This window comes from Roseomonas sp. SRI_022 (assembly GCF_057586215.1).
Genome location: NZ_JBYCZL010000002.1, coordinates 1 through 20972 on the forward strand (window position 1 = coordinate 1; position 20972 = coordinate 20972).

The 20972-nt window shown below is 66.6% G+C and carries 17 protein-coding genes and 1 pseudogene; 12 read left to right on the forward strand and 6 right to left on the reverse strand.

Annotated features, from left to right (window positions below; translation table 11 throughout):
- Nucleotides 1–250: hypothetical protein (locus AC2YHJ_RS01770; protein WP_487393587.1), on the reverse strand; the 250-nt coding region annotated here is incomplete at its 3' end.
- A 135-nt stretch (nt 251–385) separates the two neighbouring features.
- Between AC2YHJ_RS01770 and AC2YHJ_RS01775 the strand changes: the two genes are divergently transcribed.
- Nucleotides 386–1957 carry an alpha/beta hydrolase gene (locus tag AC2YHJ_RS01775; protein ID WP_487393588.1) on the forward strand — a complete coding sequence of 524 codons (1572 nt, stop codon included), beginning with the start codon at nt 386–388 and terminating at the stop codon, nt 1955–1957.
- 587 nt (nt 1958–2544) lie between these two features.
- On the opposite strand, the gene AC2YHJ_RS01780 is transcribed toward AC2YHJ_RS01775, so the two are convergent.
- Nucleotides 2545–3495, reverse strand: a complete 951-nt coding sequence (locus tag AC2YHJ_RS01780; RefSeq protein ID WP_487393589.1) for a tripartite tricarboxylate transporter substrate-binding protein — start codon at nt 3493–3495, stop codon at nt 2545–2547.
- A gap of 165 nt (nt 3496–3660) precedes the next feature.
- Here AC2YHJ_RS01780 and AC2YHJ_RS01785 point away from each other — a divergent pair, with 165 nt between their 5' ends.
- From AC2YHJ_RS01785 to AC2YHJ_RS01810, 6 genes are all read left to right on the forward strand, one after another.
- Nucleotides 3661–4599, forward strand: coding sequence for a LysR substrate-binding domain-containing protein (locus tag AC2YHJ_RS01785; RefSeq protein WP_487393590.1), 939 nt, complete (start codon nt 3661–3663; stop codon nt 4597–4599).
- A gap of 929 nt (nt 4600–5528) precedes the next feature.
- Complete coding sequence (locus AC2YHJ_RS01790) at nt 5529–6329, forward strand: cytochrome c oxidase subunit II (RefSeq protein ID WP_487393591.1); 801 nt, start codon at nt 5529–5531, stop codon at nt 6327–6329.
- A 21-nt stretch (nt 6330–6350) separates the two neighbouring features.
- Nucleotides 6351–8111 carry a cytochrome c oxidase subunit I gene (ctaD, locus tag AC2YHJ_RS01795; protein ID WP_487393592.1) on the forward strand — a complete coding sequence of 587 codons (1761 nt, stop codon included), beginning with the start codon at nt 6351–6353 and terminating at the stop codon, nt 8109–8111.
- On the forward strand, nt 8108–8776 hold the full coding sequence (locus AC2YHJ_RS01800; RefSeq protein ID WP_487393593.1) for a cytochrome c oxidase subunit 3: 669 nt from the start codon (nt 8108–8110) through the stop codon (nt 8774–8776). The genes ctaD and AC2YHJ_RS01800 overlap by 4 nt, the downstream gene beginning before the upstream one ends.
- A gap of 15 nt (nt 8777–8791) precedes the next feature.
- Entirely contained in the window at nt 8792–9505 is a 714-nt protein-coding gene (locus AC2YHJ_RS01805) for a heme-copper oxidase subunit III family protein (protein ID WP_487393594.1), read from the forward strand.
- Between the two features lie 10 nt (nt 9506–9515).
- Nucleotides 9516–9896: a cytochrome C oxidase subunit IV family protein gene (locus tag AC2YHJ_RS01810; protein WP_487393595.1), complete on the forward strand. Its 381-nt coding sequence runs from the start codon at nt 9516–9518 to the stop codon at nt 9894–9896.
- 40 nt (nt 9897–9936) lie between these two features.
- On the opposite strand, the gene AC2YHJ_RS01815 is transcribed toward AC2YHJ_RS01810, so the two are convergent.
- Together AC2YHJ_RS01815 and AC2YHJ_RS01820 are read right to left on the reverse strand one after the other, a co-directional pair.
- A complete protein-coding gene (locus tag AC2YHJ_RS01815; RefSeq protein WP_487393596.1) occupies nt 9937–10731 on the reverse strand; it encodes a DUF2189 domain-containing protein in 795 nt (264 codons plus the stop codon).
- Between the two features lie 236 nt (nt 10732–10967).
- Nucleotides 10968–11201 carry a hypothetical protein gene (locus tag AC2YHJ_RS01820; protein WP_487393597.1) on the reverse strand — a complete coding sequence of 78 codons (234 nt, stop codon included), beginning with the start codon at nt 11199–11201 and terminating at the stop codon, nt 10968–10970.
- 598 nt (nt 11202–11799) lie between these two features.
- Here AC2YHJ_RS01820 and AC2YHJ_RS01825 point away from each other — a divergent pair.
- The 5 genes and pseudogenes from AC2YHJ_RS01825 to AC2YHJ_RS01845 all read left to right on the forward strand — a co-directional run bounded on the left by AC2YHJ_RS01825 (nt 11800) and on the right by AC2YHJ_RS01845 (nt 16427).
- Entirely contained in the window at nt 11800–13095 is a 1296-nt protein-coding gene (locus AC2YHJ_RS01825) for an ABC transporter substrate-binding protein (protein WP_487393598.1), read from the forward strand.
- Nucleotides 13096–13147: 52 nt separating this feature from the next.
- Nucleotides 13148–13888 (forward strand): ABC transporter ATP-binding protein, encoded by a 741-nt coding sequence (locus AC2YHJ_RS01830; protein WP_487393599.1) that lies wholly within the window; start codon nt 13148–13150, stop codon nt 13886–13888.
- A 106-nt stretch (nt 13889–13994) separates the two neighbouring features.
- A pseudogene (locus AC2YHJ_RS01835) lies at nt 13995–14639 on the forward strand (ABC transporter ATP-binding protein); the annotation flags it as partial.
- A 1-nt stretch (nt 14640) separates the two neighbouring features.
- Complete coding sequence (locus AC2YHJ_RS01840; RefSeq protein WP_487393600.1) at nt 14641–15495, forward strand: branched-chain amino acid ABC transporter permease; 855 nt, start codon at nt 14641–14643, stop codon at nt 15493–15495.
- The gene (locus AC2YHJ_RS01845) at nt 15492–16427 is read left to right on the forward strand and encodes a branched-chain amino acid ABC transporter permease (RefSeq protein ID WP_487393601.1); all 936 of its coding nucleotides are present in this window, start codon (nt 15492–15494) and stop codon (nt 16425–16427) included. The genes AC2YHJ_RS01840 and AC2YHJ_RS01845 overlap by 4 nt, the downstream gene beginning before the upstream one ends.
- Before the next feature lie 27 nt (nt 16428–16454).
- Here the strand turns inward: AC2YHJ_RS01845 and AC2YHJ_RS01850 are convergent, their stop codons facing one another.
- A complete protein-coding gene (locus AC2YHJ_RS01850; RefSeq protein WP_487393602.1) occupies nt 16455–19616 on the reverse strand; it encodes an efflux RND transporter permease subunit in 3162 nt (1053 codons plus the stop codon).
- A gap of 12 nt (nt 19617–19628) precedes the next feature.
- Nucleotides 19629–20939 carry an efflux RND transporter periplasmic adaptor subunit gene (locus AC2YHJ_RS01855; protein WP_487393603.1) on the reverse strand — a complete coding sequence of 437 codons (1311 nt, stop codon included), beginning with the start codon at nt 20937–20939 and terminating at the stop codon, nt 19629–19631.
- Between the last annotated feature and the right edge of the window lie 33 nt (nt 20940–20972).

Consider the following 20972-nt stretch of genomic DNA (forward strand, 5'->3'; position numbering starts at 1 on the left):
CTGATCGCGTACCCAAGAACACATCAAGCCCATTGGCAGCCGCCAGTGGGCTTTTTGCTGTTACGGGCCCACGCCCTCCACCCACGCCCGCCGCACGCAGCATCGCCGTCAGCTCGCCAATCAGCTCCAACCGCGGCGCGCCGCCTGGCTCCGCCGGCGGATGGACCTCGACCCGCTCGATGAGCGCACGCGCCTCATCCAGGAGTTCTCCGCCCTCGTCGGGCTCCAGGGCCTCGCGCAGCCGCGCCACCCTCTCGCGATAGAGCCCCGCGATGTTGGGGTGCAGCCGGGCCAGGGCGCCGGCGCGCTACGCCGAGCAGACGCTCGCGGAACGCATGTAGCGCTGTGATACGTTTCGCGCTCGGTCCGGAGGAAAGAGGCTCCCATGCGAAACCGAGTGGCGCCCCGTGCCGCTGCCGCCGCCGTTCTTGCGCTCCTTCCGGCCGTATCCGACGCACAGGCGCCGTCGCCGCGCTTCGTCGAACGGGACTGTGGGTTCGAGAACCTGAACTCGGAACAACAGGCATTCCTGCGCTGCGGCACGGTCGAGGTGCCGGCCCGGCACGCGGCGGCGGATGCCGGCGGCACCTACCGCCTCGCGGTAATCGTCGTCCGCGCCGGCCGACCTCGCGCCCGGCCTGAGCCGCTGCTCATCGTCCACGGCGGCCCCGGCGGCGGAGTGACCAATCTCGCGCCGCAGATGGTCCGCGTCCTCGCGACGAGCGAACTCGGCGACCGCGATCGCGTCCTCGTGGACCAGCGCGGCAGCGGGCAGGGCGTGCCCTCGGGGCGCGACGGCGGCGTCTGCCCGAACACGCGCGCCGAGCTGCTCCGCATCGTGGCCCAAGACCTGCCTCCCGCCGCGTACGTCACCGCCCGCGAGGCCGGGGTGCGGCTCTGCGCCGAGGCGATGCGGGCGCGCGGCTGGGATCCGGCGACGCTCGACGCCAGGAGCATCGCCGAGGACATGGAGGCGGTGCGCCTCGCTCTCGGTGTGGGGCGCTGGGACGTCTACGGCGTCTCCTACGGCGCGGTGGTCGCCCAGACGATGATGGCGCTGCATCCCGCGGCCATCCGCGCAGTGGTGCTTGATTCGCCGATGCACCCGCAGCCTGGTGACCGGGACCGCGCCGCGGGCCTCTCGTCTTCGGTTGCCGCGCTGGGGCGGCTCTGCGCCGCCGATATTGCCTGCGCGAGGAGGCATCCGCGCGGCCTCGAAGCGACGTTCCGCGCGGCGCAGGAGCGGCTTGGCCGTGAGGCGCTCGCCGTGCCCGTATCGCCCGATCTGCGCGTGGCTGACGACCGCATTCTGCTGAACCGGGCGGAGTTCGAACAGGCGGTGTTCCGCGAGCTTTACCGATCCGCGAACTACGGCGCGCTGCCTGAGATGATCCGCGCCGTCGCGGAGGGGCGGGGCGAGGGCGCCATCCCTCTGGCCGCGAGGTTGGCCGCGGAGGTCTCGCACGGGCTGCCGCGGGCGGTCATGCTGGCGGTCGCCTGCGGCGACATCGCCGACCTTCACCGCCCGCGCAGCCTTTCTCCCGCGGAGGCCAGCGGCATCGAGAGCGCCTTCACTTGGCGCTACTGCGACTGGCGCCCGCTGTCCGAGCGACCGCCGCTACAGCCGCGGGGCACGCCCATACCGACGCTGATCCTCGCCGGCGAGGCCGATCCGGTCACGCCCCCCGACTTCGCGCGCCGGACCCGCGAGACACTCGGTCCACGCGCCCAGCTCGTCCTGCTGCGAGGGGTCGGCCATGCGACCCTGGACGCCCGGAACCGGTCCCCCTGCGCCGCGCGGCTGGCCGGCGGCTTCCTGCGAGATCCGCGTGCGGCGCTGGCGACGGGTTGCGCCGCGCATCCGTCGCCCATCCGCTTTCCCCCAGGCGGTCAGGGGGCTGAGCACAGGCCGGATGACGCCGCTACGAGCCGATCTTCCGCTTCGGTCCGGCGCTGATCAGGGCGAATGGTCCGACACGCGCTGCAGCTGACGCGACGCGGCACCCCCGACCGGCGCATCGGCGCGGCTTCAGGCGGTGCTCGTGCTCGGGCGCGGACGAACCTAGCTGTCTTTGCGAGAGAGATTGTCCCTGGCAAGGCGGCTGATCACCGCGACAAACGCCACGGTGGCTGCGCGCGGCGCCCGCCGCCCATAGCTAGCGGTGCGCTGGCGAATGACTGCGTTGGCCGGCCTTGACCCGGAAGCTGACGGTCCGGCATTGGCCAAATCTAGCCGGACCGCTTTGCGGCCATCTGCGCCGTACGGACGGATCGTATCCGATCTCGTAAGCAGACATTCCGCGAAGCAGCGGTGGCTGCGGCGGGGGAGCGTGACCACCACCGTGGGCACCATCCGCGGGAACGACGGGATGGTGAGGGCATGGACCGGGACGGCTTAACTTCGAGCGACTCGTTACGATGCTTACCGGCGACTGGCCCGCGAGGGGCAGCGTAGCGTGAGCGTCTGCGGCCGTCGGGTCTGGAAACGGCGGGATTCTGGATTTGCTGGTCAAGCCTCACGCGTTTCCGGGCTGGCATCGGGCCTCAGTCGGCGCTGATGCGGCTTTCCCGAATTGTTACTGCCCATTGCTGCCGCTCCTGCACGATTCGCGCGCCGAGCGCAGCGGGTGTGTCATCGGCAGTCACCATCCCGTTCTCGGCCAGGGCGGTCACGACGGCGGGGCGAGCCAGCGCCTGACGCAGGGCGGCTGCCGTGACCTCCACGACACTTGCGCCACTCCGCCCGGGCAGAAAGAAGCCGAACCAGACCTCCATCACCAGCCCCTCATGCCCGAGTTCGCTCAGGCTCGGCACGTTGGGGAGGAACCGGCTGCGGGTTGCGCCGCTGGTCGCCAGTACGCGCAGCCTTCCGGCCTCGCTCGGCTGCCGAAGTATCCCCTCCGGCAGCACAAGGGCGGCGATGCGCCCGCCCAGCAGGTCCGTCATGGCGGGCGGCCCGCCGGCATAGGCGATGTGTTGCCAGTTCACGCCCGCGCGCCGGAACAGCGCAGCGGCGAGGATATGGGGCGGCGTGCCGGTGCCGGGCGAGCCCACATTGGCCAGGGCGGGATTGCGTTTCGCCCATTCCAGGAAGGCCGGCAGGCTGTCGATGCCCGCGGGCGTGGCGGGCCCGACCGCGAGCGCGAGCGAGGAGACCGCGGCGAGAGCGACGGGTTTGAGGTCGGTATCCGGCTGATAGGGGAGCCGGCTGTAGATGTGCGGGAAGGTGGTCGCAATATTGCCGGCGCCGAGTAGGAGGGTCGAGCCATCGGCCGGTCCCGCGATCAGGGCCTGCACCGCAATCTGTCCGGCCGCACCAGGCCGGTTCTCGACGACGACGCGCGGCGCCGGCCCGGCGGCGAGTTGTGCCGCCACCAACCGAGCCACCGTATCGGGGATGCTGCCCGGCGGTTGGCCGCAGAGGATCCGCAGTTGCTCGGGCAGGGATTGCGCGCGACCGGGACTGGCCAGGAAGGCTGCGCCCAGGCCCAGCATCGCTCGCCTTCCGTGTGGAGCGTGTTCGACGGTCATGGTGCGGCACCTTTCATTGGCCCAGGCGAAGCCCTTGCGCCCTGCGTGATTGGGCCATGGCGGATGACGTTCCGGGAAGATGTGCGATGCGGTATGGTGATGCACGGCAGGCATCATCAGGACGTTCCCATGAGGCTGCAGCGCATCGCCCATTTCATCGCCATCGCCGAGGCCGGCAGCATCCGCAGCGCCGCGCGCAACCTTGGAATGTCGCAGCCAGCGCTCACACGTTCCTTGCAGCAGCTCGAGGAAGAACTGGGCGTGACGCTCATGCGACGCGGCATCCGCGGCGCTGCCCTGACCGCCGCTGGCAGCAATTTCCTGGCCCGCGCCCGGGTCGCACATATCGAACTGATCCGCGCCAGCGAGGAGGCCAGGCTGAGCACGAAGGAGGCCACCGGGCAGGTCACCTTCGGGTTGTCCTCGGTGGCGGCCAGTCTGCTGCTGCCCGAACTCATCATCGGCCTGCAGCGACAGCAGCCTGGCATGCAGATCCGCATCATCGAATCCGCGCCCCCCAACTTGCTGCCGATGCTGCGCGAAAATGGCGCCGACCTGGTGGTGACGCGGCGCAGCGGCAACAATCTCGATGCCGGCCTGCAGTACCGGCCGCTGTTCGAGGTCTATATGCGCGTCGCCGCTCGGCCGGGGCACCCCTTGGCAGGCCTGCGGGATCTGCGCGAACTGTCGGCGGCCACTTGGTGCACCAACACCTCGCACGGCAGCCCCGATAACATCGTCTCCCTGTCGTTCGAAGCGATTGGCCTGCCGGCGCCGGTGCCGGCGGTGTGCTCGGCCGGTCATCCCGCACTGATCGACCTCGTCGCCGCCTCGGATATGCTGCTGGCACTTCCGCCGCCGCGGCTGCGCCAATGCGTGGTCGCTGGCCGGCTCATCGAAATCCCGCTGACGAGGCCGCTCGTGCCACTGCCCATAGGGCTCTACACACGCGCCGACTCACTACCCACCACGGCGGCCCGCGCGGCGATGCAGGCCATCGCCGGCATCGCGCGGCGTTACGCCGCCTCGGGTGAGTTGTGCAGCAGGGAGCCAATCACTGGAGGCTGAGGAGGGCCGGGCAGGCCAGCCGGACCCTAGCACCTAAGGCCGTGCCCACGCACGCTGCGGCCGCCATCGCATCACGATGATTGGCGACCAAGCTTGGCAGGGCGCTGGGGCGGCTACTGCATTTGACCGGGCGTATCGAGCCCTGGTCGGCCGCTGTCGCGGCACATCTCTCAGCGACCGATGAGGCCGAGAGCTGCCGGGGTCCCCACCTCCGGGTAGCGTCTGCTGTCCCGTCCGGCCACTGGATGACGGACCGGCCGCTTCCGGCCAGAACATGCCATAGCGGGCGCGCTCGGGCGGGCTGCTTTCGTGCCCGCTCACGAGAGCAAAGCAGATATCCGACCGGAAAGGGCCTACTGCCGCTTTCCGCCCCGCCCTAAGCGGCCGTGGGCTTGGCTGAGTTGGCTCAGTTGGCTCAGTTGGCTCTGTTGGAGCAAGGCAGCAGAGTTCGGCATAAGCCGATGCGTGTCCCCGCATCCACTGACAGTAGAGCCCCCAGAACCGCCGTTCCGGGGGCTTTGTTGCGTCTGGAGCCCGGCGCTCCAGCACCGCGGCCAACCGCCAGATCCCCATCGCCGATTGGTCGGGAATTTGACTCGCCTGTCGGAGGGGGCTCATTTATAAGAATTCGACTGCGACTTACTAGGCGACAGTGATCAGCTTCTGCGTAACCCGGCCGCCCGTTGGTCCGAGGGAAACGGAGAGGACACGGCCATGGAGTACGCGGATCGTACGGCTGATCGGATCGCGGGCGCTTGCCGCGCGCGTAGGGTGGCATTCGCTTCCTCGCGCGTAGTCTCGATAACGAGACCACGTTGGGCCGGACCCCATACACTAGCGTCATCAATTCGCTCCCCGCAGCCAATGTTCGGCGTCGATCCGGCGGCGCGCTTCACGCGCCGATGCCAGAGCGCAAGTGGGAACCCCCCATGGCCATAGCGATCGCCCTCATCCTGGTCGCCGTCGGCTCGGTCGCCTTCCACCTGCTGAGTCCATGGTGGTGGACGCCAATCGCATCCAATTGGACCTACATCGACGACACGCTGATCGTCACCTTCTGGATCACCGGCGTCGCCTTCACGGCCATCGTGCTGTTCATGGCGTATTGCGTGATCAAGTTTCGGCACCGCCCCGGGCACAAGGCTGAGCATGAGCCGGAGAACAAGAAGCTCGAGTGGTGGCTGACGATCGGCACGACGGTCGGCGTCGCGGCGCTGCTCGCGCCGGGGCTGATCGTTTGGCATCGGTTTGTCACCGTGCCGGCAGACGCGACAGAGATCGAGATCGTCGGCCAGCAATGGCAATGGACCTACCGTCTGCCGGGCCGTGACGGGCGGCTAGGCACCGTCGCTGTCCGCTTCATTGGTCCGGACAATCCACTCGGCATCGATCCTTCCGACCCGGCCGGGCAAGACGACGTGATCGTCGAAGGCGGCGAGTTGCAACTGCCCATCGGCCGTCCGGTGAAGGTACTGCTCCGCGCGATCGACGTGCTGCACAATTTCTACGTGCCGGAGTTCCGCGCAAAGATGGACATGGTGCCGGGCCAGGTCACCTTCTTCTGGTTCACGCCGACGCGCACCGGCACGTTCGAAGCAGTCTGCGCGGAGCTCTGCGGCCTTGGCCATGCGGTGATGCGCGGGCGCGTCGTGGTGGTGGAGCAGGCGGAGCACCAGGCGTGGCTCGAACGTCAGCCCACCTTCGCGCGCCGCATGGCCGCGGCGAGATAGGGCGGCCAGGAGGGGGAAACGATGAGCACCGCATCCGGATCCGTCGACCGCATCCCCGCAGCCGAGGTCCCCGATGTCGAGCTGTACCACCCCAAGAGCTGGGTCACGAAGTACGTCTTCACCCAGGACGCCAAGTTCATCGGCATCCAATACGCGCTGACGGCAACGGCGATCGGCCTGGTAGCGCTGGTGCTGTCCTGGCTGATGCGGCTGCAACTCGGCTTCCCGGGCGTCTTCGATTTCATCACCCCGGCCGAGTACTACCAGTTCATCACCATGCACGGCATGATTATGGTGGTGTATCTGTTGACCGCGCTGTTCCTCGGCGGCTTCGGCAACTACCTGATCCCGCTGATGATCGGCGCGCGGGACATGGTGTTCCCCTACATGAACATGCTGTCCTACTGGATCTATTTGCTCGCCGTCCTGGTGCTGGTGGCGAGTTTCTTCGCGCCCGGCGGACCGACTGGCGCGGGATGGACGCTCTACCCACCGCAGGCGATTCTGTCGGGCACGCCAGGCGGGCAGGATTGGGGCATCATCCTGATGCTGCTGTCGCTGATGCTCTTCATCATCGGCTTCACCATGGGCGGGCTGAACTACGTGGTCACCGTGCTACAGGCGCGCGCGCGCGGCATGACGCTGATGCGCATGCCGCTGACCGTCTGGGGCATCTTCACCGCGACCGTTATGGCGCTGCTTGCCTTCCCCGCGCTGTTCGTCAGCGCGGTGATGATGCTGCTGGACCGCCTGCTCGGTACCAGCTTCTTCATGCCGGCGCTGGTCGAGATGGGACAGCGGCTGAACCACGAGGGCGGCAGCCCGCTGCTGTTCCAGCACCTGTTCTGGTTCTTCGGCCACCCGGAGGTCTACATCGTGGCACTGCCGGCCTTCGGCATCGTCTCCGACCTCATCAGCGTCCATGCGCGGCGCAACATCTTCGGCTATCGCATGATGGTCTGGGCGATCATCATCATCGGCGCGCTAAGCTTCATTGTCTGGGCGCACCACATGTATGTCAGCGGCATGAACCCGTATTTCGGGTTCTTCTTCGCCACGACTACGCTGATCATCGCGGTGCCGACGGCGATCAAGGTCTACAACTGGCTGCTGACGCTATGGCGCGGCGACATCCACCTGACCGTGCCGATGCTCTTCGCGCTCGCCTTCATCGTCACCTTCGTCAATGGCGGGTTGACCGGGCTGTTTCTCGGCAATGTCGTGGTGGACGTGCCGCTGTCGGACACCATGTTCGTCGTCGCCCATTTCCACATGGTGATGGGCGTAGCGCCGATCTTCGTCATCTTCGGGGCCATCTACCATTGGTACCCGAAGATCACCGGGCGGATGCTGGATGAGGTCATGGGCCGCATCCACTTCTGGGTCAGCTTCCTCGGTGCCTACCTGATCTTCTTCCCGATGCACTACATCGGCCTGCTGGGCGTGCCGCGGCGCTACCACGAGATCGGGCAGACAGCCTTCGTCCCGGAATCCGCCCATTCGCTGAACGCCTTCATCACCGTCATGGCGCTGATCGTCGGTGCGGCGCAGATCGTCTTCCTGTTCAACCTGGCCTGGAGCGTCCGGCGCGGCCGGCCCGCGGGCGGCAACCCCTGGAACGCCGCGTCGCTCGAATGGCAGACGCCGCAGACGCCGCCAGCGCATGGCAATTGGGGGCAGGACCTGCCGGTGGTCTATCGCTGGGCCTATGACTACAGCGTTCCGGGCGCGGCGCAGGACTTCATCCCGCAGAACCAGCCGCCGATGAAGGCCGCGGAATGAGCGCCATCATCCTCTACGTCGCCGTCATCGGCACGATCGCGGGCTGGTGGCTTTCGCGGCAGCGGCTGATGGCGAAGCCGTGGCTGGAAGTCGGAGTGGCGGGCGAGGCACCCGGCACTGGTGCGTCCGAGGTGCCGGCGGCCAAGCTCGGGCTGTGGGTGTTCCTCGCGGTGGTGGGCGCGCTGCTGACGCTGTTCATCAGCGCCTACCTGATGCGCATGCACATGTCGCAGGATTGGCGTGCCCTGCCGACACCGTCGATGCTCTGGTTCAACACGATCCTGCTGGTGCTCAGCAGCTTCGGCCTGCACCGCGCCCAGGTGGCGGCGCGCCTCGGCTGGAGGCAGGGAATCGAGGTCGGCCTGGTTGCCGGCGGTCTCGCCGCGCTGGGCTTCCTGGCCGGGCAATACTTGGCCTGGCAGCAGGTGATGGCGGAGGGATTCGGCGTCGCCACCAACCCGTCGAGCTCCTTCTTCTATCTCATCACGGCGGTGCATGGGCTGCATCTGGCGGGTGGGCTCGTCGTCCTGGGTCGGACCACCTTCCGCGCGGCGCGCGGTGCGGGGCTCGCGCAGCTCCGTCTCAGCGTCGAGCTTTGCGCGACCTACTGGCATTTCCTTCTGGTGGCCTGGATCGCGCTGTTTGGCTTGCTGCTGCACGGGTAAGGGAGGTCCGCGACGATGGAAGGCATCGCTCAGACGCAAGCCGCCCAACGGCCGGATGGCGTGGAAGGCTTCGTCGCGGATTGGAGTTCCGATCAGAGGGCGTTCAAAAACGTCTCCTGGGGGAAGGCCATGATGTGGATCTTCCTCCTCAGCGACACCTTCGTGTTCGGCTGCTTCCTGCTGTCCTACATGACCGTGCGCATATCGACGCGGGCGCCGTGGCCGAACCCCAGCGAGGTCTTCGCGCTCGAGATCTTCGGCACGCATATGCCGCTGATCCTGATCGCCATCATGACCTTCGTGCTGATCACCAGCAGCGGCACCATGGCGATGGCGGTCAATTGCGGCTATCGCCGCGACCGGAAGCGCACTGCCATCCTGCTGATCGTGACCGCGCTGCTGGGCGCGACCTTCGTCGGCATGCAGGCCTTCGAGTGGTCGAAACTGATCCATGAGGGCGTGCGGCCCTGGGGCAATCCGTGGGGCGCGGAGCAGTTCGGTTCCGCCTTCTTCATGATCACCGGTTTCCACGGCACGCATGTGACGATCGGCGTGATCTTCCTGTTGATCGTCGCGCGCAAGGTCTGGCGAGGCGACTACGACACTGGCCGGGCGGGCTTCTTCACCAGCCGCGGCGGCCGCTATGAGATCGTCGAGATCACCGGCCTGTACTGGCACTTCGTCGACCTGGTGTGGGTCTTCATCTTCGCGCTGTTCTATCTTTGGTAGGAGGCGAGGCATGGCGCACGCAGCGGATGCACATGGAAGCCACGGCGCGGCCGTTCATGCCTCGGTCGTGCATGAGGAAGGCCAGCAGCACCCGATCCGGCTCTACCTCGTGGTCTGGATCTGGCTGTTCGTGCTCAGCACCTTCTCCTACCTGGTGGACTTCTTCCACCTGCAGAGCCTGCTGCGCTGGTCGCTGATCCTGCTGTTCATGATGCTGAAGGCCGGGCTAATCGTCGCCGTCTTCATGCACATGAAGTGGGAAAGGCTGGCGCTCGGCTATGCCATCCTGGTGCCGCCGGTGGCGATACTGGTCTTCGTCGCCATCATGGTGCTGGAAGCCGACCACACGCTGCTGTCACGGCTGCAGTTCTTCAGCCCCAATCCCGGCTGAACCGTGGCCCGGCGACCCACGGGTCGCCGGGCCGGTCGGATCAGGCATCCACCACGCGGCGATACAGGTGCCAGGTGGCATGCCCCAGCAGCGGCATTACGACCGCGAGGCCGACGAAGAGCGGCAGGCATCCAAGCGCGAGCAGGATCGCGACGATGACGCCCCACGCAGCCATCGGGACCGGATTGCGGAGCACGGCCCGCATCGACGTCCGCACCGCCACGCGCAGCCCGACATCGCGATCGAGCAGCAGCGGGAAGGAGACGACGGTCAGCGCGAGGATCAGCAGGGCGAAGAAGAACCCGACCACATTCCCCCAGAGGATCAGCCGCCAGCCGGCGCCGGTTGTCAGCACCTGCCCGAGCAGAGCCCAGAAGGATCCGGGCAGCTCATTGCCCATCGTTGACCGATAGACCGCCTGGGCCGCGAAGAGCCAGGCGACGAAAATCACGCACATCACCACGCCGAGCGACGCGATCGAGCCGATCGCCGGCGAACGCAACACATCGAAGGTGTTCAGCCAAGTGGTCGGCAGCTCCTTTTCGTGCCGCCGGCTCAACTCGTAGATCCCGATCGCGGCGATCGGTCCCATGAGCGACAACCCCGCGACCAGGGGATAGAGCAGCGGCAGCAGCGCGCCACCGGATGCCGCCCTCGCCGCGACGAAGCCAACGATCGGGTAGATCACCCCGAGAAACACCAATTGGGTCGGCATCTCCATGAAATCGTCGTAGCCCTTCGCCAGGGCGATCCGGATGTCCGAGAAGCCGATTGTGCGAACAACAGGCTCTGCCTGTTCAGTGTGGGCCTCGGAAGCCAGCGAGACCTGGGCCATCGCATTTCCTCCTCATGCTACACGCAGCCCCCCATCTGGCGTCGCGGAGGACGGCCTGGGAGCCCATGACGCTCGAGGTAGGCAAGTGTCCGTCGAACGACAGGGTCACAGGCCAACAACTGCAAGGCATGTAGTAGCAAATCGGGCGGCGCTTCGCACGCGTCGATAACGCCTCAAGTATGATGGATCTCAAGAATTCGATGTGCGCCTGTCCGTCCGCCGACGTGGCGGCCATATCATTGCTGGGCCGTATGTACGACGTCACCGGCGCCGCCGACTGCAAAGCGGTCGGGCGAGTTGCGGCGTTCGCCAAGGCGCGCAACGGTCATCGCGTAGAACAGCGCCGCCAATCCGAGGAGAACAACCAGAAGCGCCCGCGATCGCAATCGCCGGCGCAGCATTGCCAGCCGCACGACATCAGTGTCGTTGCGCGGGGGTTCGGTACTGGATTGGCGCTGGCCGTTCGTCATCCGCCGCGCGTCCCAACGGTGGAACCTACACCATGATACCCGACTGAAAGGCAGGTTCACGGACTCCTGTGCGGCTGCGGGCGGTGGCGCGGCCATTTTCCTCCGCCCCGATCCCTGTCGAGGCGCAAGCCGTGAAGTGGCCCCGCCAAGCTGAGACGACCAAAGGCCACAAACGGCGCCGCGATGCCGCCGACCGATTGGTCGCCTGGGCTTGTTGCGCCAGATACTGCGGACGAGAGACTGACCCCGCGGCAACGCAGGCGCACAACGGGCCAGTGCCGCAATCGCGTGCGGCGTAAGCCGATGCGTGCCTCCGGATCCACTGTTGCCGGCCTCGAGACCATGCCCAACTTGCGCGATGCCACGAATGGGCTTTCGCGTTCACGGCACGTTCCGGCCCGAACTATGGGGCTTGACGCCTGGGCACCTGCGCTTGGAGGCTATCCGCAACGCCGGATCGCCTGGGGCAGCCGTGTCCTCTCCACCACTCACGGCCACCGCAGAGCAAGGCAAGGGGGGATGCATGGCCCGGATCACTGGGCCGTTCGTTCGCCTTTAGCCGGTCCGCATACGGGTCGGATATCAAGGGAGAACGCCGTTGCTCACCCATCGTCGAACGCTTCTTGCTGGCGCCGGTGCGCTCGCCGCAGGCCGAACTTTCGCGCAGGGCAGTGGCGCGCCTATCCGACTCGGCCTTCTGCACGATCTTTCCGGCCCCTTTGCGGGTGCGGGCTCCGTGCCGCTCGCTGCCGGCGCGGAACTCGCGATCGAGTTATTCAACGAGCGTGGTGGCGTCGATGGCCGGATGGTTCAGGCGGTTTCCGCCGACAGCCAGAGCCGCGCCGAGGTTGCCATCAATGAGGCCGAGCGCCTGGTCAGCCAGGAACGGCTCGACGTCATCATCGGCGTGTACAGCTCCGCCCATGCGGTGCCGCTGTCGCAACGCATGCAGGCGCAGGGCAAGATCCTCTGGATCAACAGCGCCATCGCTTCGGCGGTCCTCCGGGGTAAGAACTTCACCCACGTGTTCCGGCCGACGGTGCATTCGGACCAGTACGGCGAAGGCAGCATCGAGTTCCTTGCCGAGCATTGCGAGCGCACGACGCGGATCGCCCCCGCCAACTTCAAGATCGGCATCATCTACGAGGACGGACCCTACGGCGTCGGCGTCGCGACCGCGCTTGAGGAGAATGCGCGGCGCGTGCGCATGCCGATTGCGCTGAAGGAAGGCTATTCGGCGACAGCGCCTGACCTGTCCACCCTGGTGACCAAGCTGCGGCGCGAGCGCCCCGACGCCATCCTGCAGGTTGGCTACAACCCGGACATCACGCTCTTCCTGCGTCAGGCCAAGGCCGGCGGGCTGCGGACGCGCATGGTCATCGGCCACGGCGCGGGCTACTCGCAGATCGACCGCCTTACCGAGACCTTCGGCGCCGAGGTGAATCATTTCTGCAATGTCGATCCCGCCGGCACGCAGATGCTTGATCCGGCGCGCCTGACGCCCGAGGCGCGGGAGCTGCAGCAGATCCTGTTGACGCGCTATCGCGCCCGCACGCAGTCGAATGACCCGCCGACCCACGCTTCCATGGGCTTCAACAATACCTGGATCTTCCTCGAATACGTCCTGAAGCCGGCGGTGCGGCAGGGCGCCGGGTCCATCGATGCCCTGCGCCGTGCGGCGCTCGGCGTCGACATTCCGGTGGGCGGCACCATCCAGGGCTACGGCGTGAAGTTCAATCCGCCCGAGCATGAGATGGCCGGCCAGAATTCCCGAAGCATCGCTGTGGTGATGCAGTTCGAGAATGCGCGCTCCAAGGTCGTGTGGCCCACCCCGATCGCCGGCGGCCCGCCGGTGATGCCACTGCCCGCCAGCAGCCCCTTCGCCCTGCGTTGAAGGTGCATCCGGTGCGGAAGCCAAAGCGCTCCCTCCCTGGGGGAGCGGCCGCATGACCATGCTGCAGGTCTCGGGACTGACGAAATCGTTTGGCGGCTTCACCGCCGTCGACAATGTCAGCTTCGTGGTTGAGGAGGGCGAGATCCTCGGCCTCCTCGGACCCAATGGATCGGGCAAGAGCACGACCTTCAACTGCATTGCCGGCATGCTGAAGCCGACAGCGGGCAGCGTGAAACTGGCCGGCGCGGAGATTGCCGGCCTCACCGCGGACGCGACCTGTCGCAGGGGGATCGGCCGGACCTTCCAGATTCCCAGGCCCTTCCGCGAATTGACATTGCTGGAGAACGCCACCCTGGCCGCGCATTTCGGCAGCGGCGGACATGTGTCGCATGACGAAGCCGAGGCGATCGCACGCGATGCGCTGACGCTAGCGCAACTGCCGACCGATCCTAGCGCCCGCGTGGGCGGCCTTGGTGCGGCGGGGCTCAAGAAGCTGGAACTGGCGCGCGCTATCGCGACGCGCCCCAAGCTTCTCCTCGCTGATGAATCACTCGGTGGCCTCGACGCTGCGGAGATGCGCCAGGCGGCGGATATGCTGAAGCGGATCCGCGACGAGCGCGGCATCACAATCGTCTGGGTCGAACACATCATGGGCGTGCTCCTGTCCGTCGTGGACCGGGTGCTGGTGCTCGACCATGGCGCCGTCATCTTCGAGGGGACGCCACGCGAAGCCCAGCAGGACGAGAAGGTGGCGGAGGTCTATCTCGGACCGCCGGAGACGCGGGCCGCATGAAATCCAAACATCGGGAGGGGGTTCAAGGCTGATGGAGGGGGATACTCTCAGCCTCGAGGGCATCCGCGCGGGCTATGGCGATTTCCAAGCCTTGTTCGACGTCGGCCTCAAGGTCGCGCCGGGCGAGGCCGTGGGCGTCGTCGGGCCGAATGGCGCGGGCAAGACGACCCTGCTGCGCGTGATATCGGGGATGCTGCGGCCCAAGGCCGGCACGGCTCGCTTCGGCGCTGCCGACCTGGCGACCTTGCCGGCCCATGCGCTGCCGGCGATCGGCATCGCGCATGTGCCGGAGAACCGCCGCCTCTTCCCGCATCTGACGGTCGAGGAGAATCTGAAGGTCGGCGCCTACATCCCCAGCGCACGCCGGCGCTTCCCCGAGCGCATCGACTATGTCTTCGGCATGTTCCCGCGCTTGAAGGAGCGCCGGCGCCAATTGGCCGGCACCATGAGCGGCGGCGAGCAGCAGATGTGCGCGATCGGCAGGGCGCTGATGTGCAGCCCGCGGATCCTGCTGTTGGACGAACCCTCGGCCGGCCTGGCGCCGCTCGTTGTCGCGCAGGTCTTCGCGCTGGTCGAGCGTATCCGGGCAGAGGGTCTCACGGTGCTGATCGTCGAGCAGAACGTCGCGCAGGTCCTGCGCGTCGTGGACCGTGCGTATGTGCTCGATGCTGGCCGCGTCGTGGCCGAGGGCACCTCCGCGCAACTGGCCTCGGATCCGATGATCCGCAGCGCCTTCCTGGGAGGGCACTGAGTTGGATCCGTTCCTGCTGGAAGCGATCGTCAACGGCATCCTGCTTGGCGGCGTCTTCGCCCTGCCGGTGCTGGGCCTCAACCTGGTCTTCGGCGTCGTCGACGTGGTCTGGCTTTGCTATGCCGAACTGGTGATGGTCGGCATGTACTGCGTGTGGTTCCTGCATACGCAGGCCGGCTGGCCCTTGATCGCCGCCTTTGCCGTCTGCCTGCCGGTGGTCGCCGTGCTTGGCCTCCTGCTGCATCAGCTTGTGGTGCGGCCCTTGCTCGGCAGTCCGCCGATCACACAGGTGCTCGCCACGGGCGGCGTGCTGTTCATTCTGCAGGGGGCAGCGATGCTGACCTTCGGCACGGATTTCCGCTCCCTCGGTGTGGAGATGCCGCCGATGGAGATCGGCGAGATCTTCGTCTCCGGCACCAAGCTGGTGGCCTTCATCGCCGCGCTTGTCGGGGCCGCGGTGCTCTGGTCCTTCCTGAAATTCACCTATGTCGGCACGGCCATTCGCGCCATCGCACGCGATCGCGAAGTGATGCCACTGATGGGTGTCAATCCGCGCCGCATCTATCTGGTCGCCTCGGCGATCGGCGGTGGCCTTGCTGGTCTGGCGGCCTGCCTTCTGGTCGTTCAGCTCGACGTGCATCCCTTCATCGGGCTGAGCTTCGGCCCGATCACCTTCATGATCTGCGTCATGGGCGGTCTGGGGAACATGCTTGGCGGGTTCCTCGCGGCGTTCCTGATGGGCGTCATCATCTCCACCGGCGGGTTCTGGTGGAACACGGAGATGAGCTACGTCGTCGCCTTCGCCTGCTTCATCGTCGTCATGTTCGCCAGGCCGCGGGGGCTGTTCGCTCGATGACCCGAATTGCGATCGCGCTTTGCGCCCTACTTGCGGCGTTGCCCATCCTTGGCTTGCCCGATTATTTCCTGCACCTCGGCATCGCGACCATGCTCTCGGCGCTGAGCTGCACGGGCTGGGCGCTGATGGGGCGCTTCGGGCTGGTATCCTTCGGTCATGGCGCCTTCATCGGCATCGCAGCCTACACGATGGCGCTGCTGTGGAACGATATCGGACTGTCGCCCTGGATCGGTCTGCCCGCCGGTGTTGCGCTTGGTGTCGCGGCCGCTGCGCTGCTGGCCTATCCCTGCTTTCGGCTGCGTGTGGTGGGGCACTACTTCGCGCTCGTCACTCTGGCTGCCGGCGAGATCGTGCGCATCCTGATCGTCGCCCTGCGTGACCATACGGGCGGGTCACTGGGCATGACACCGCGGCTCGCGCCGGACAACGCCATTGCTGCCATGCAGTTCAGCAAGCAGGGCTTCTGGTGGCTGGCCGTCACGGCATGGGCCTTCGGCATCCTGGTGTGGTGGTGGATCGATCGCAGCATGTCCGCCAAGGCGCTCGCGGCCATCAGCGAGGATGAGGACGCGGCCGCCGCCATCGGCATCCGCGTGACGCGCGAAAAGATGATGATCACGCTGATCTCGGCGGGGCTCGCCGCGCTTGGCGGTGCGCTGGGGGCGCAGTACCGGCTTTACCTGAATCCGGAATCGCTGGCCGGCATTGGCATCTCGCTACAGATCGTCTTCGGCGCGCTGGCAGGCGGCATGTACTCGATGCTTGGCCCGACTGTCGGCGCCGCCTTCACCATCGCGTTGGAGGAGACCCTGCGCGTCGCCTTCGGCACGGCATTCATCGGCGCGGCGCCGCTGGTCTACGGCATTCTGCTGGTGCTGTTCATCCTGTTCCTGCCGCGCGGGATCGTCGGCTGGTTCGAGCGGCGACGATAGCGCGATCTCGGATCGGCGGGGCGACGATCAGCCGCCGACCGCTTCCGCCGCTGGACCACCTGACTTCCGTCGTTTCTTCCATTCGTCCAGGCGCTGCAGCACCACGAAGAAAGATGGCACGAACAGCACGGCAAGGCAGGTCGAGGCCAGCATTCCGCTGAACACGCTGATGCCGAGCGAACGCCGCGCATTCGCCCCCGCCCCGGTCGCCAGCACCAGCGGCAGAACGCCGAGGATGAAGGCGAAGGACGTCATCAGGATCGGCCGCAGCCGCATCCGGGACGCCTCGACGGCGGCCTCGAGGATCGGTTTGCCGTGGATCAGGCGTTCTTCCCGCGCCACCTCGACGATCAGGATGCCGTTCTTTGCCGAGAGCGCGATCAGCAGCATCAGGCCGATCTGAACATAGAGGTTGTTGGCCGCCCCCACGGCCGACAACGCCAGTACTGGCCCGACCAGCGCCAGCGGCACGGCCGCAAGCACTGACAGGGGCAGGATCCAGCTCTCATACTGTCCGGCAAGGCACAGGTAGACGAGCAGCAGCGACAGGGCGAAGACGTAGATCAGCGTATTGCCCGTGACATTCTCCTGATAGGACATCGCCGTCCATTCGAAGGAGACATCGCTCGGTAGCACGCTGCGGGCGATGCGCTCCATCGCCTCCATCGCCTGGCCTGAGCTGAAGCCCGGCGCCGGACCGCCGACGACCGTCGAGGAAGCATACAAGTTGTAGAGTGTCACGAGCGGCGGCCCCACCGCCTGGCCCATCGAGGCAACGGCACCGAGCGGCACCATCTGCCCGTCCTGGCTGCGCACATGCAGGTTCAGCAGATCATCCGGATTGAGCCGGAAGCGTGAGTCCGCCTGGACATAGACCTGAAGCGACTGGCCGAACTTATTGAACTGGTTGACGTAGGAGGAGCCGACATAGTCCGTCAGCATTGCGAAAACATCGCCCACAGGCACGCGCAGTTGCTGCGCGCGCTCGCGATCGACGGTGATCGTGACCTGCGGCGCATTCGCACGGAACGTCGTGAGCACGTTGCGCAGCGCCGGTTCCCGGCCGGCACGGTTGAGGATCTCGCGCGTCAGCGCATCCAGCTTGCCGTAGTCGAAGCTGCCGCCAAGCAGTTCGAGCTGCATCTGGAAGCCGCCGGCATTGCCAATGCCCTGAACGGGCGGCGGCGGCAGCACGACCGCCCGCCCATCCTGCAAGGCCGCGAGGTCGCGCGTCAGCCGTTCGTACAACGGGAGCAGGCCCATCTCCGGATGCGGGTCGCGCTCAGCGAAGGGTTTCAGGATCACCCAGGCAACACCGGCATTGGAAAGATCTGCGAAGTTGTCGAGTGGCGACACACCCGCGAGCGCGATGAACTGCTGTACGCCCGGCACCTGCTGGACGATCTGGCGCGCCTGTTCCAGCGTCGCTGCCGTGCGGCCGAGGGCAGCACCTTCCGGCAATTCGATCGACAGCAACAGGTAGCCCTGGTCGTCGATCGGGATGAAGCCCGTCGGGATGCGCGTCAGGCCCCAAAGTGCACCGCCGGAAACCAGGAGCGCAGCGACGACCATCACGCCGCTGATACGCACCATGCGGGCGACCAAAGCAGTGTACCAGCGTTCGAAGGCGTCGTAGACGCGGTTGAAGCCACGGTAGAAGAAGTTCCGCTTCTCCGGCGGCACGGGTGTGCGCAGCCACATGGCGCATTGCGTGGGCTTCAGCGTCGCGGCGTTGACGGCGCTGATCAGCGCAGTCGCGGCGATCACCAGTGCGAACTGCGCGAACATCTGGCCCGTCAGGCCGGGGACGAACGCCGCGGGCAGGAAGACGCTCATCAGCACGAGGGTGATGCCGATGATCGGGCCAAACAGCTCGCGCATCGCCTCGATGGCCGCCTCGACGCCGTTCTTGCCGCCCTCGATATGCTTGGTCACGCCCTCGACGATCACGATGGCGTCGTCCACCACGATGCCGATGGCGAGCACGATGCCGAAAAGGGTGGTCAGGTTCACCGTGAAGCCGAGTGCCGCCATGCCTGCGAAGGCACCGATGATGGTGACCGGGACGGTGGTCGCCGGCACCAGTGTCGCGCGGAAGTTCTGCAGGAACAGGAGGATGACGATCAGCACCAGGATACCGGCCTGATACAGTGTCGAATACACCTCGTTGATCGAAGCGTTGACGAAGGTGGTGGTGTCGTAGGGGATCGAGAAACGCATCCCCTCCGGGAAGCGCTGCGACAACCGCGTCATCGTCTGGCGGATGGTCTGCCCGACCTGCAGCGAATTGGCTTCCGGCGTCTGGTAGATGGCGATGCCGGCTGCCGGACGCCCATCCAAATGGAAATCCTGCGCATAGTTCTGCGCGCCGAGTTCGACCCGCGCGACGTCTCGCAGATAGATCAACCGGCCGCCCTGGCTGGTCTGATCCTTCACCACGATGCTGGCGAATTGCTCCGGTTCGTTCAGTCGGGACTGGACATTGATTGCGTATTGGAACTGCTGCGTCGAAGGTGCCGGCGGTGCGCCGACCTGTCCGGCGGCGATCACCTGGTTCTGCTGCTGGATGGCATTGATGACGTCGGCGGGCTCGAGGCCGAAGGAATACAGCTTCTCCGGATCCATCCAGATCCGCATCGCATAGAGGCCGGCACCGAACACCGTGACCGAGCCGACGCCTGGCAGACGGGCAAGCACATTCACTAAGTTGATCGTCGCATAGTTGCTGAGGAAGCCGCTGTCGTAGCGATTATCGGCTGAGTCGAGCGCCACCATCTGCAGGATGGCGGTGTTCTTCTTCTGCACGTTCACGCCCTGCGCCTGCACCGGCGTCGGCAGCGAGGCGAGCGCGAGCGACACCCGGTTCTGCACCAGCACCTGCGCCGTGTCCGGGTTGGTGCCGATGCGGAAGGTGACCGTCAGGCGATAGGTGCCATCCGGCGCGCTGGTGGACGACATGTAGAGCATGCCGTCAACACCATTGACCTGATTCTCGATCGGCAGGGCGACAGTGTCGATGACGGTCTGTGCCGTGGCACCCGGATAATTCGCCGTCACCATGACGGTCGGCGGTACGATGTTGGGGAACTCGGAAATCGGCAGCCGGAACAGCGACACCGCGCCGAGGACAACCAGCACGATCGCCAGGACATTGGCGAGGACCGGCCGCTCGATGAAGAACTTGGACATGCGGTGTCCTTCCTACTGCGGCAGCGTCGTGGGCTGCGGCTGCACGCGCAGGCCCGGAGATGCGCGCCACAGCTCGCCCACCACGATGCGGTCATTGGCCGCAACGCCGCTGGTTGCCACCTGCCAGGCGCCGACAACCGGCCCGAGCTGGACATAGCGCTTCTGCACCGTGTCGTTCTGGTCGACCAGCAGCAGGTAGCGCCCGCCCTGATCTTCTTGCAGCGCGCGCTGCGGCACCAGCAGCGCGGATTGCAGCGTGCGGCCCATCGGCAGGCGCACGTTGACGAACACGCCTGGCAACAAGGTCCGGTTCGGGTTTTGCAGCAGGCCGCGCACGAACAGCGTCCCCGTCGCGGAATCAATCTGTGGCGCGACGTAGTTCAGCGTGCCGCGATGCGGGAAGCCGCTCTCGCCCTGCAACTGAACCTCGACCGGCACGCGCTGCATCTCGGCGAGCGTCAGGCGGCGCTGGTCGAGATTCGCACGCACCTGCTGCGCCTGCTGCGCTGAAATGTTTACCTCGACATAGATCGGATCGAGTTGGAGGATTTCCGCGAGCACCGCATTCTGGCCGCTGCTGCCGACAAGGTTGCCCGGGTCGATCAGGTGGCGACCCATCTGCCCGTCGAAGGGCGCGCGGACCTCGGTGTAGCTCAGGTTCAGGTTGGCGATATCGACCTGGGCCTGTGCGTTCATGATGTTCGCCTCGGCCGCGGCGCGCTGATAGACCCAGTTGTCTACCTCGATCTGTGTCGCGGCATTGCGGCGAACCAGGGCGGTGTACCGGGCGACCTCGGTCGTCGCATGGGTCAGCGCGGCGCGCTGCAGCTGGAGTTGCGCCTGCGCCTGGCGTAGCTGGGCCTTGTATTGATCCTGCTGGATGGTGAACAGCAGGTCACCCCGACGCACCAGCGCGCCATCCTCGAAGTGAACTTGTTCCAGATAGCCCACCACGCGGGCCACCAGGTTCACCTTATTCACCGCCGCGGCATTGCCGGTCAGCGTCATCGTCTCGCCGACCGATTGGCTGCGCGGTGACGTTACGGGGATGGTGGGCGGCGCCTGCGGGGCCGTCTGGGCCGTCGTTGGCGGCGGCGTCTGCCGTGCGGGCGCCGGCGGCGCCGTCGGGCGCGGCGTTGCCGGTGTCGCGGCGGTTCCGGCCGCGCCGGGTTGCGCCGGTGCGGCCGAAGTCCCGCGCCCGGTCACGTCATCCCACAAGCGGTCGATCAGCCCTTGCGCGCCTGACCGCTCCGCCGCGAGGGCGATCGGCAGCACGAGGGCGGCGATGATCGCGATCCGCCGCGTCGGCATGCGACGGGCCACTGTGAGTCCACGGAGCAGAGCCTGATGCATGAT